At 67.3% G+C, this 11,701-nt stretch carries 10 protein-coding genes; 5 read left to right on the forward strand and 5 right to left on the reverse strand.

The features are described from left to right. Window positions 1–8: 8 nt before the first annotated feature. Together ISP25_RS18475 and ISP25_RS18480 are read right to left on the reverse strand one after the other, a co-directional pair. On the reverse strand, window positions 9–2,294 hold the full coding sequence (locus ISP25_RS18475) for a DUF1631 domain-containing protein (RefSeq protein WP_404615913.1): 2,286 nt from the start codon (window positions 2,292–2,294) through the stop codon (window positions 9–11). Window positions 2,295–2,380: 86 nt separating this feature from the next. Further along, window positions 2,381–2,653 (reverse strand): Trm112 family protein, encoded by a 273-nt coding sequence (locus ISP25_RS18480; RefSeq protein ID WP_404615914.1) that lies wholly within the window; start codon window positions 2,651–2,653, stop codon window positions 2,381–2,383. Between the two features lie 61 nt (window positions 2,654–2,714). Here ISP25_RS18480 and purE point away from each other — a divergent pair, with 61 nt between their 5' ends. Next, entirely contained in the window at window positions 2,715–3,218 is a 504-nt protein-coding gene (purE, locus tag ISP25_RS18485) for a 5-(carboxyamino)imidazole ribonucleotide mutase (RefSeq protein WP_192156778.1), read from the forward strand. Further along, window positions 3,215–4,372, forward strand: coding sequence for a 5-(carboxyamino)imidazole ribonucleotide synthase (locus tag ISP25_RS18490; protein WP_404615915.1), 1,158 nt, complete (start codon window positions 3,215–3,217; stop codon window positions 4,370–4,372). The genes purE and ISP25_RS18490 overlap by 4 nt, the downstream gene beginning before the upstream one ends. 205 nt (window positions 4,373–4,577) lie before the next feature. On the opposite strand, the gene tsf is transcribed toward ISP25_RS18490, so the two are convergent. Then, a complete protein-coding gene (gene tsf, locus ISP25_RS18495) occupies window positions 4,578–5,456 on the reverse strand; it encodes a translation elongation factor Ts (protein WP_404615916.1) in 879 nt (292 codons plus the stop codon). 104 nt (window positions 5,457–5,560) lie between these two features. After that, window positions 5,561–6,436, reverse strand: a complete 876-nt coding sequence (gene rpsB, locus ISP25_RS18500; protein WP_192156772.1) for a 30S ribosomal protein S2 — start codon at window positions 6,434–6,436, stop codon at window positions 5,561–5,563. A gap of 317 nt (window positions 6,437–6,753) precedes the next feature. On the opposite strand from rpsB, the gene map reads away from it, so the two are divergent. From map to glnD, 3 genes are read left to right on the forward strand one after another with little or no spacing between them, the layout of a single operon-like run. Beyond that, a complete protein-coding gene (gene map / locus ISP25_RS18505) occupies window positions 6,754–7,518 on the forward strand; it encodes a type I methionyl aminopeptidase (protein WP_404615917.1) in 765 nt (254 codons plus the stop codon). 29 nt (window positions 7,519–7,547) lie between these two features. Next, window positions 7,548–7,829, forward strand: a complete 282-nt coding sequence (locus ISP25_RS18510; RefSeq protein ID WP_404615918.1) for a hypothetical protein — start codon at window positions 7,548–7,550, stop codon at window positions 7,827–7,829. Window positions 7,830–7,860: 31 nt separating this feature from the next. Then, a complete protein-coding gene (glnD, locus tag ISP25_RS18515) occupies window positions 7,861–10,494 on the forward strand; it encodes a [protein-PII] uridylyltransferase (protein WP_404615919.1) in 2,634 nt (877 codons plus the stop codon). A gap of 62 nt (window positions 10,495–10,556) precedes the next feature. Here the strand turns inward: glnD and ISP25_RS18520 are convergent, their stop codons facing one another. Beyond that, window positions 10,557–11,684 carry an HD-GYP domain-containing protein gene (locus ISP25_RS18520; RefSeq protein ID WP_404615920.1) on the reverse strand — a complete coding sequence of 376 codons (1,128 nt, stop codon included), beginning with the start codon at window positions 11,682–11,684 and terminating at the stop codon, window positions 10,557–10,559. Window positions 11,685–11,701: the final 17 nt, after the last annotated feature.

The following is an 11,701-nucleotide window of genomic DNA, read 5'->3' on the forward strand; positions in this document are numbered from 1 at the left end:
ACCAGAATTCATCCGGCGTCCGGGCTGTTGGGTGCGTCGGGCTGGCGCAGGCGGCTGACGATGGCGCTCATCGCGCGGTCGAACAGCGCATTGGTGGCCAATACCTGGGCGTGGCCGCTGGCCAGCAGCACGGCCAGTTCCTGCGGCGAGTAGTCGGCCACCTTCAGCCCGCGCCGGTTGACGAAAAGATAGCGGCCGCTCATCGGGCTGACCCAGGAAAGCTTGGCGCGCACCATCGGTTCGTCCGGCAGCTGGAACTCCAGCCATATGCCGGGCTGCAATGCCTCCACCTGTTTCCATTCGGGGCTGTCGGTGTCGACCGGTACGCTTTCCTCGGGCAATTCCTCCGGCTCGGCGTGCTGCTCGACGATGGGTTGGATGCTTTCCGGAATCGCGGCGACAGGGGCCGTCTCGGCGACTGTTGGTGCGTTGGGTACGGCGACGCGCGCCGGCTCGCCCAGTTGCTGACCGTACCAGTCGCGCAGTTGGGTCAGCAGGCGCTCGATGTCCTGCGGCTGGAAAGCGACATTGGCCAGGCCCTGGCGCAGCGCGCGTTCGATAGCAGGCAGCAGTTGGCGCAATTGCTGGCGCGAGGTGGCGTCCGGCACGGGCCGCGTGCTGGCGATGAAGTCGTCCACAAAGCGCAGGGCGTCACGGAATTCGCCCGACTCTTCGCCCTGGCGCAGCAACACCAGCACCAGATGGTTGGCCCAGGCGCGAGCCAGCACTTCATGCACCAGCGGTGGCAACTTGCGGCCGTCGATGCGTTCGACGATCTCGCGGGCGGCGCGTCGGCGCGCCTGCTCCAGCTTTTCGCGGCCGCGCGTGGACTCGGCCACACGCTGCTCGGCCAGTTCGGAGCGGCGCCGGTTGGATTCGTGGAACTGCTGCAGCCCCTGCAGCAGGCGCTCGAATATGCCGAGGTCGTCGTCGAACTCGTGGAGCAACTGGTCGACAATGCTCTTGATCGTGTCGTGCAGGCGATTGTCGCGATCGGACTCCGGCGACCAGCCTTTGGCCTGCTCGGCGAGGGCGTCAAGCAGGCGGCGCGCCGGATGCTGGCGATGGGCGAACAGCTTGCGGTCGAGGATCGCGGCCTTGAGGTAGGGAATCTGCAGCCGCGCCAGCAGCGCTTGCATCTCGGGCGGCAGGGTATGGTCGTCGAGGATGAACTCGAACAGCATGCCGACCAGGTCGATGGTGTCCTCGTCGACACCTGCGACATGGGTGGGTCGCATGCCGCGCAGCGCCCCGAGCTGGCCCAGCAGTTGCTCCTTGAGCTGTGAGACGGCTTCGCGATCGAAATTGCCGGTGCCGTCCACCATGGACGGTGACTGCTGGGCACCACCAGCCGCCAGCTGGGTCTGCAGCACGCTGAGCGCACCCAGCAGTTCGCCGGCGGAAGGAGGTGGCCCGCTGCTCGCATGGCCGGCATGGGTCGCTGCAGGTGCTTCGCCGCCACGGCGGGCGACGAACAGGCTATGCAGGGTCTGCAGCAGTTCGACGGCAGCGGGATCGGCAGCTTCGTCCGTGCCGGCTCCACCCGTGGCCACGGATGCCGTTGACGTGGCGGTGCGCGTTGCGGTGCCGCCACGCGGCGCCGATACGCGCAGCTGCGGCAGCACGCCGGCGCGCGCCAGCGTTTCATTCGCGTCGGCGTACAGTTCTTCCAGCGTGGACAGCACATAGCGGTCGAACAGCTTGTAGATCAGCAGTTTGACGCGCATGTCCGCGGCCAGCTCCTTCAGCGCCAGCCGGAAGGCCTGCGAGAGCGCCGTCGGGGCGATCGGGTTGCTGGAATCCTCGACTTTGCGGCCACCGCAGATCACTGAGAGGCGCTGGTTGATCGCAAACAGGTCGCGCGCCAGCCGGCTCTCGTGCTTGCTGCCCATGCTGGTGATCGCCAGCGACTCCTCCAGGTCGGCATCGGCCACCAGCGAAAGCTCGGCCATCGCTGGCGCCGGCGTGGCGGATGCCGTGGCGGCGTTCCCAGTCAGGCCGCCCAGCTCCCGGTTCACCGTGGCGAGGAAGCTGCGTTCGACCGCCGGCCGGCGCTTGCGCACCTCGCGCATGCCGTCGAAGTAATGCGTCTGGGTGGCGTTGTTCTCGGCCTTTTCGGCGAGATCGAACAGCGCGTCGTCCACATGCTCGAACAGGTTGCCCAGGCACTGCTGCAGCCGCTTGCCGGCTATGCCGCGCACGGCGTTGAGCAACTCGCCCACGCGTTCGCCCGTGTTGGCGTCGAGACGTGGCCCTAGCGGCACGATCTTGGGCGGTTCGAAGGCGTCGGTCATGGCCATACCGGGAGTCTGTCGTTGGCTAGGTGGCGTCTTGCGGGCGGGCCGGTCCATCGGCGGGTTCGTGGCGAGGGAAGGGGGGCTCAGCCGGCGGTCGGGAAGTCGTGCAGTTGGATAGTGGCGATCCCTTCCTCCGGCAGCATCACAGGGATGCCGTCGGCGACACGATAAACCAGCTTGCGGTCGATGGTGATCAGGCCTTCTTCAAGACGCTCGCCCACGGTGTTGCCGGCTGTCGTCACCAGGCCGCCGGCCGCTATGGCGCCGTTGAGCGCGCCCAGCTCGGCGCGACCGAGCAGGCGCACCGGTGTCTTGCTTACGGGGCAGCACAGGATGTCGAGCAGACGCTTGTCCATGGGGCAAAATCGTTGCGAAACCGGAAAGCCCGTACAATAACCCCTTTTGGACGGCCGAACCATGACAGCAACGACGGAAACGCCGCGGGTGGGCGTGGTAATGGGCTCGCGCTCGGACTGGGAAACCATGGAGCACGCCTCCGCGGTGCTGACCGAGCTGGGCGTTGCACACGAAGTGCAGGTAGTGTCTGCCCACCGCACGCCGGATCTGTTGTTTCGTTATGCCGAGCATGCAGCCGGGCGCGGTATCCAGGTGATCGTTGCCGGTGCCGGCGGTGCCGCCCATCTGCCGGGCATGCTGGCGGCCAAGACCCGGTTGCCGGTGCTCGGGGTGCCGGTGCAGTCGAAGGCGCTGAACGGCATGGATTCCCTGCTTTCCATCGCGCAGATGCCGGCCGGTATCCCGGTAGGCACGCTGGCGATCGGCCGCGCCGGTGCAGTAAACGCAGGCCTGCTCGCCGCCGCGGTGCTGGCGCTGCACGATACCCGCCTTGCACAGGCGCTGGAGAACTGGCGCGCCAAGCAGACGCAGGCCGTGCTCGATCAGCCGGACCCGCGTGCATGAGCGAGTCGCGCCAACCCGTGCTCGGCATCCTCGGCGGCGGCCAGTTGGCGCGCATGCTGGCGCTGGCGGCGGCGCCACTGGGCGTGAACAGCCTGGTGGTGGACAGTGCCGCCGATGCCTGCGCCGGCCAGGTGGCGCCGCTGGTCAAGGCCGACTGGGGCGACTACGCCACGCTGGAAGAGTTTGCGCGCAAGGTCGACGTGGTTACCTTCGATTTCGAAAACGTGCCGGCCGAGACAGCGCAGTGGCTGGCCGAGCGCGTGGCGGTATTCCCGAACCCGCGCGCCCTGGCGGTGGCGCAGGATCGCCTCGCCGAGAAGACCCTGTTCCGCGAGTGTGGCCTGCACACGCCCGAGTTCATGGCGGTGGACGATCGAACCGGCCTCGATCGAGCGTTGGCCGCGGTGGGTGCGCCGGCCATCCTCAAGACGCGACGTTTGGGTTACGACGGCAAGGGTCAGTTTCGCCTGAAGTCGTTGGCTGACGCCGATGCGGCCTGGGCCGCGCTGGGGGCGCAAGCGGCGAAGCACGGCCTGATTCTGGAAGCCTTCGTACCGTTCCAGCGCGAGCTGTCGGTGGTGGCGGTACGTGGCCGCGACGGCGATTTCCGTACCTGGCCGTTGACCCGCAACTGGCATGTGGATGGAGTGTTGTCGATGAGCCTGGCTCCGGCGCCGCAGATCGACGAGTTGCAGCCGCGCGCTACTGCGTTGGCGCGCACGCTGGCCGAGCATCTGGATTACGTGGGCGTGTTCGCGCTCGAGTTGTTCGTGAAGGATGGCGAGCTGCTGGGCAACGAGATGGCGCCGCGCGTGCACAACTCCGGGCACTGGACCATCGAGGGAGCGCATACCAGCCAGTTCGAGAATCACGTGCGCGCCGTGCTCGGCCTGCCACTGGGCGACACCGGCGCACGCGGGCAGTCGGCCATGTTCAACTGGATCGGCGAGCTGCCCGACCCGGCGCCCGTGCTGCGGGGCGTCGATGCGCACTGGCATGACTACGGCAAGTCGGCCCGTGCCGGTCGCAAAGTGGGGCACGCCACGGTTTGCGCGCCGGACGCGGTGCAACTGGCACAACGGCTGGAAGTGTTGGGCCGTGAGTTGAACCGCGAAGCGCAGGTGGCGCCGACAGTGGAAGCGCTGCACGGCTAAACTGCCTGTCGCTTCAGGCATGAAAAAGCCGCGGGTGTCCGCGGCTTTTTGTTTACGGGCGTTTGGAAGGCTAGAGCAAGAGCATTCGTGCTTGATGGTCAAAAAGGGGCTTTTGCTCCTTTTTTGACTCGCCTGATTCGCAGGGCGAATCAGGCTCCGCTTCGCGTGCGCTCATTCCAGAGCGGGGAGCGCACGAGCGCGCTCCTCAGCCCTGCATCGCCTTGGCGACTTCGGCCAGGTAATCTTCCTGCACCTTCTCGATGCCTTCGCCTACGGCCAGGCGCACCACCGAAACCACGTCGGCGCCTTCCTTCTTCAGCGCGTCGCCCACGGTGACGTTGGTGTCCAGCACGTAGGGCTGGCCGACCAGGGTGACCTCGGAGACGATCTTGTTGATCTTGCCCGAGACGATCTTTTCCAGGATGTCGGCCGGCTTGGCCTTTTCCTTGTCCGACATCGCGGCCAGCGCGATTTCCTTTTCCTTGGCGATGAAGTCGGCAGGGACGTCCTCGGCCTTCACATAGGGCGGGTTCATCGCCGCTACGTGCATGGCGATGCCCTTGGCCAGCTCGTCCGAGCCGCCCTTGAGCGCCACGATCACGCCGATCTTGCCGCCGTGCGAGTAGGTGGCCAGCGGGCCATCGTTCTCGACGCGCGCCGCGCGGCGCACTTCGATCTTTTCGCCGATGGTCGCGGTCTGCGCCTTGGCGGCTTCCTCGATGCTGGCGGCGCCCGGGAAGGCGGCGGCCTTCACGGCGTCGATGTCGCCGGCGCTGGCCTTCAGCGCGGCCTCGGCGACGGCGTTGGTGAACTCGATGAAGTTCGGCGCCTTGGCGACGAAGTCGGTCTCGCTGTTGACCTCGACCAGCACGGCCTTGCCGCTGGCCTGCGCGGCGGCGATGCGGCCTTCGGCGGCAATGCGGTCGGCCTTCTTCTCGGCCTTGACCATGCCGGTCTTGCGCAGCCATTCCATCGCGGCGTCGATGTCGCCGTTGTTCTCGACCAACGCCTTCTTGCACTCCATCATGCCGGCGCCGGAACGCTCGCGCAGTTCCTTCACGAGTTGGGCGGAGATATTGCTCATCGGTATTCCTCGAATGCTTGAGGCGTCGTGGCGGATCGCGCCACGACGCCGGGATGGGCTTCGTCGTTGTCGAAGCGACGGCGGTCGCCCGCCGTCACGTCGCCTTACTTGGCGTCGCGCGGAGCACGGCCTTCGCGACCGCCGTCACGACGCGGCGCACCGGCACCCTTGCGCGGGGCGGCATCGCGGTCACGGCGCGGAGCAGCCTTGCGCTCGCTGCGCTCGGCCTTGGCGACCGGATTGCCTTCCTCGTCCAGCTCGACGAACTCGTCGGCGTCGCCCTGGGCGGCAGCCGGGGCAGCGGCCTTGCCTTCCAGGATCGAGTCGGCGGCAGCGCGGGCGTACAACTGGATCGCGCGGATCGCGTCGTCGTTGCCGGGAATTGCGTAGTCCACCAGCTCCGGGTTGTAGTTGGTGTCGACCACTGCCACCACCGGGATGCCCAGCTTGCGGGCTTCCTGCACGGCGATGTCTTCGTGGCCGATGTCGATCACGAACAGCGCGTCGGGCAGGCGGTTCATGTTCTTGATGCCGCCCAGCGAGTTCTGCAGCTTCTCGCGCTCACGACGGCGTGCCAGCACTTCGTGCTTGACCAGCTTTTCGAAGCTGCCGTCGGTTTCGGCCGCTTCCAGCTCCTTGAGCTTGGCCACCGACTGCTTCACGGTGCGGAAATTGGTGAGCATGCCGCCCAGCCAGCGCGCGGTGACGAAGGGCATGCCAGCACGGGATGCTTCCTCGGCCAGCGCCTCGCGAGCGGAACGCTTGGTGCCCACGAACAGGATGGTGCCGCGCTTCTGCGCCAGGCCCGACAGGAAGTTCATCGCATCGGTGAACAGCGGCAGGGTCTTTTCGAGGTTGATGATGTGGATCTTGCCGCGGGCGCCGAAGATGTACGGACCCATCTTCGGATTCCAGTAACGGGTCTGGTGACCGAAATGCACGCCGGCTTCGAGCATTTCGCGCATGGTGACTTGAGCCATGGTGTAACTCCTTAAAGCATTGGGCCTTGTGTAGGCGGCCCGGGGGTTGGGACCTCCACGCATCCCCGGCTTCGACCGCGGCAGCGAATGCTGCGCGCGGCACCCCGAAGAACGGTGCCGATGCGTGTGTGGCGTTGGGTTTGGGATGCTGCCGCGGCGCGGTTACAATCCCGTTTCGCCTTGCAGTGCGCACCGGTCGAAAGCCTCGATGACGGTCTGCAAAACTGTGAGATTGTAGCCGGTACGCCGGCGCGGCGGCAAGTTGCCTGCGATGCCGGCTTGATCGGCACAAGGACGCCGCCATCTGGGTTTCCACTATGGCCATTACGCTGAAATCCCCGAAGGACCTTGAAGGCATGCGCGAGGCCGGCCGGCTGGCCGCCGAAGTGCTGGCCATGCTCAAGGAGCACGTCAAGCCCGGCGTCACCACCGAGGAGCTGGACCGGCTGGCCTACGAGCACATCGTCAACGTGCAGAAGGCGGTGCCGGCCAACGTGGGCTATCACGGCTTCCCGAAGACGCTGTGCACTTCGGTCAACCACGTGATCTGCCACGGCATCCCCAGTCCCGGCAAGGCACTGAAGGAAGGTGACATCGTCAATCTCGACGTCACTGTCATCAAGGACGGCTGGCACGGCGACACCAGCCGCATGTATTTCGTGGGCACCCCCTCGGTACTGGCCAAGCGGCTGGTGGAGACCACGCACGAGGCGATGATGCGCGGCATCCGCGCGGTGCGCCCAGGCGCCACGCTGGGCGACGTCGGCCATGCGATCCAGCAGCACGCCGAGGCCGCCGGCTTCAGCGTGGTGCGCGAGTACTGCGGCCACGGTATCGGCAAGGTCTACCACGACGAGCCGCAGGTGCTGCACTACGGCAAGCCTGGCACCGGCGTGGAGCTGCAGGAGGGCATGACCTTCACCGTCGAGCCGATGGTCAACGCCGGCAAGCCGCAGACCAAGCAGCTGCCCGACGGCTGGACCGTGGTTACCAAGGACCACTCGCTTTCCGCGCAGTGGGAGCACACCATTGCGGTCACCGCCGACGGCTTCGAAATCCTCACGCCTTGGCCGGATGCCTAAAGCGTGGGTGCGGCAAGGTGGCATCAGGCGTGATCATCGTCTTTCTCGCTTCCCTGGTATTAATCGCGCTCTGCATCCTCTGGTTGCCAGCATGGTCGGCGGCATTGCTGCTGCGTCGCATGGGAGTGCCGCAACCGCTTCGCGTATTGCGCGTCGTCATGCCGTCGCAGTTGCTGGTCGCTGCGGCTCTGATCTGGGCGGCCGATGCGGCCGGATTGACCAATCCTGCCGGCTATTCGCTGGCAATCCTGCTGCTGACCGGCATCGCCGGCGCCGCCATCGTATGGCGCCAGCGGCGCGGAAACGTTTGACTGGTGCTGAGGCCGTGCTGTACTGGGCGCCATGACGACTGCGCCTCGGTTGCCCTTGCCTCCCTTACCGCGTCTGCCGCCGGCCGTGCCGCGTTCCGGCGTATCCGTGGACGCGCGGCGTGCGTTGCGGCAACTGCTCGGTGATGTGGACCGCGACCTGGCGACCGTCTTCCGCGAAGGTGCCGATGCCAGCATGCTGGCACGACGGCGTGCCGAGGCGGTGGCGCGCATCGTCGTGCATGTGTGGACGGCCTGCCTCGGCGAAGTGAGCGGCGCGGCGCTGTTCGCGGTCGGCGGATTCGGTCGCGGCCTGCTGTTTCCCCATTCCGACGTGGATCTGCTGGTGCTCGTCACGCAGCCCGAGCCGGCGCGCCTGCGTGCGCTGGAGCAATGCTTCGCCACGCTGTGGGACGTGGGTCTGAAAGTGGGGCATGCGGTGCGCGAGCCGGCACAGTGCCGTGCCCTGGCGGCCGAAGATGCCAGCGTGTTCACAAGCCTGCTCGATGCGCAATGGATGGCGGGCGATGCGGCATTGGAAGTCGCGCTGCGCGCCATCGTGGACGATCCCTCGCTGTGGCCGCCGCGCGATTACCTCGCCGCGCGACTGGCCGAGCGCGACGCGCGCCATGCACGCCACGGCGACACGGCGAGCAATCTTGAACCCGATCTCAAGGACGGCCCCGGCGGCTTGCGCACGCTGGATTCGCTGCGCTGGCTGGGGCGCCGGCTCGCGCATGCCGGCGGTTTCGAGGCAATGCAGGATGCGGGCCTGCTGGACCCCGCCGAGCGCGCCAGCCTGTGCGATGCCGAAACCACGCTGCGGCGTTACCGCTGGGCGCTGCACCAGGAGGCCGCGCGGCCGGAAGAGCGCCTGCTGTTCGACTACCAGCGCGCGCTCGCCGTGCAGCTGGGTTTCGAGGACGAGCACGAAAAGAACCTCGGCGTCGAGCAGTTCATGCAGGGGTATTACCGCGCGGCCAGCCAGGTCGAGCGATTGGGTGTGCAGATCGCCGAACGTTTTGTCGAGCTGCTGGAGCCGCCCGGCGAAGCGAAGCCGGTGGGCGAGCATTTCGTGCGTTACGGCACGCGGCTGGCGGCGCGCGATCCAGAGTTATTCGCGCAGCGGCCGGCGGCGCTGGTGGAAATCTTCATCGCGCGGCTGGACGAGCCGGGCCTGATCGGCTTCACCGCCGACACCATGCGGCGCATCCACCAGGCCACCGCACAACACGACGGCAAGCTGGCCGACGATCCCGCGGTGCTGGCGGCATTCCTGCACTTGCTCAAGCGCGGCGCGCCAGCGGTGGATGCGCTGTGGCGGATGAACCGGCACGGCCTGCTCGCCGCGATCCTGCCTGCGTTCGGCAAGGTGTTCGGGCGCATGCAGTACGACCTGTTCCACGTCTATACCGTGGACGAGCACACGCTGCGCGTGCTGCGCCAGATGGCGCGTTTCGCCGATCCGGATGCGCGCCGCGAATTCCCTGTCGCCTGCGATGTCTGGTCCAGCCTGGGGCAGCCGGAACTGATGCTGCTGGCCGGCCTTTTCCACGATATCGCCAAGGGGCGAGGCGGCGACCATTCCGTGCTGGGTGAGAGCGATGCACGCGCGTTCTGCGCCAGGCTGGGCTTGCCCGCTGCCGACGGCGAGCGCGTGGCATGGCTGGTGCGCTGGCACCTGCTGATGAGCACCACCGCGCAGCGGCAGGACATCACCGATCCCGACGTCGTGCGCAAGTTCACCGACGCCGTGGGCGACCGCGAGCGACTTGGCCGGCTTTACCTGCTGACCGTGGCCGACATCATCGGCACCAGCCCCAAGCTGTGGAACGGCTGGAAGGATCGCCTGCTGGTCGATCTCTACGTGGCGGCACGGCAGGCGTTGCGCAGCGACACGCGGCCGGGACACGACGCAGCGGCACGCATCGACGCCTGTCGCGCGCAGGCGCTGATCCTGCTGCAGGAAGACGGTATCGCCGCGGCGACCGCCGAGCAGGCGTGGGGAGCATTCCCGGCATCCAGTTTCCTGCGTCATCGCCCCGAGCAGGTCGCCTGGCAGACCGCGGCCATCGTGCGCGCGGGCGGCGTGTGGCCGCTGGTCGCCGTGCATCCGCTCTCGGTGCGCGGCAGCACCGAGCTGTTCGTCTGCACACCCGATCGCGACGGCCTGTTCGCCAGTGTCACCGCAATGCTGGACCGACTGCATTTTTCGGTGGTGGAGGCGCGCATCCTCGGCTCGAACGCCGGCATGGCGATGGACACTTTTCTGTTGCTGGAGGCGGATGGCCAACATCCGGCCAGCGCGGATCGTGCGGAAGAACTGCACCAGCGCATGCAGCGCGCGCTGGCGCAGGGCGGGCGGATCCTGCCACCGCGGCGCAGCATGTCGCGCCAGCTGAAGCACTTCCAGATGCCGCCGCGCATCGACTTCCGGCAGGAGAGCGGGCGTACGCGCATGGCGCTGGTATGCAGCGATCGCCCAGGCCTGCTGGCTGCGGTGGCCCAGGTGCTGGTGGCCTGCGATGCGCGCGTGCACGACGCCCGCATCGCCACCTTCGGCGAGCGCGTGGAGGATTTCTTCCAGCTCACCGATCGCCATGATGCTCCGTTGGACGAAGCGCGGCGACAGCGACTGCGGCGGGCCTTGCTGGAGCGGCTGGGCTAGCCTTGCAGTGGCTCCTGTGGACGACGGGTTTCCGCACAAGGAACGCGTCCCCGGGGGAAACTTCAATCCGATGCGTCGGCACCCCACAGCGCTTCCATGTTCACGTCGAGGTTCAGGTTCCACAGGTCCGCCACCTCGACGATGCCAAACGATTCCACGTCTCCGCTGCGCCGGATCGGCGAAACCAGGCGCAGGCCCTCCGGCGTGGTGAGCGAAGCCACCACGGGCTGGTGGCCGGCGATGCCGCGCTGGACCACGATGCCGGCCGAGCCGTTGCGCAGGCGCACGCCGGTGCCGGGCGGATAGATCCCCAGCGTCTTGATGAACACCCGGGCCAGTTGTTCGTCCAGCACGGCGTTCTCGTTGAGGAACAACCAGCGCAACGCCTGCTTCGGTGGCAGTGGCGAGCGGTGGTCGCGGCCGACGATGCGCGCGCAGTACACGTCCGCCATGGCCAGCAGGCGGGCGGGTCGGCCGACTTCCGCACCATGCTTGCCGGCGGGGTAGCCGCTGCCGTCGCCGCGTTCGTGGTGGTCGCGCACGGCGTCCAGCCAGATCGCATCGTCGATGCCCAGTTCGCGCAGGCGCGTTGCGCCGCGTTCGCAGTGCGCACGCACCGCCGCCCGCTGGGCGTGACTGATCGGGCCTTTGTGCATGGCGAGTGCATCGTGCAGGGCGGACATGCCGATGTTCATCGTCAAGGCGGCGCAGACGGTGGAGGCCAATTCGTCGGCATCCAGCTCCAGTGCGATGCCGGTGATCTGGCAGACGATGGCCACGTTCACCGCGTGGCGGCTGCTGTAAGGCCCTTTGATGCACAGCAGGGCGCTGGCCAGTGCCACATCGGGGTTTGCCTCGCAGGCAGCACGCACCTGCGTGGCGATGTTCGCCAGTGTGGCCGAGAAGTTCTCACGCGCCGGGTTGGACAGCAAGGCATGCAGGCTCCGGCGAGCGCCCAGCACGCGTGCCAGTGGCGATGGCGGGGGCTCCTGCGACTCCAGCGGCAACGGTCCGCGGCATTCCTCTTCGGAGCCGTAGAACAGGCCGTGTTGCAACAGCATGTCCCGCAACGCCTCGCTGACGATGACCTGGCCTGAGCACAGCAGCAGATTGCCCCGCGCATCGTAGGCGTTGAAGCGCATGGGGCGGCCGACGATCAGCTCGCTAGTGTCGATGGGACGCCGCGGCACGGATCCTCCTTCGATTC

The organism is Rhodanobacter hydrolyticus (genome assembly GCF_044904645.1).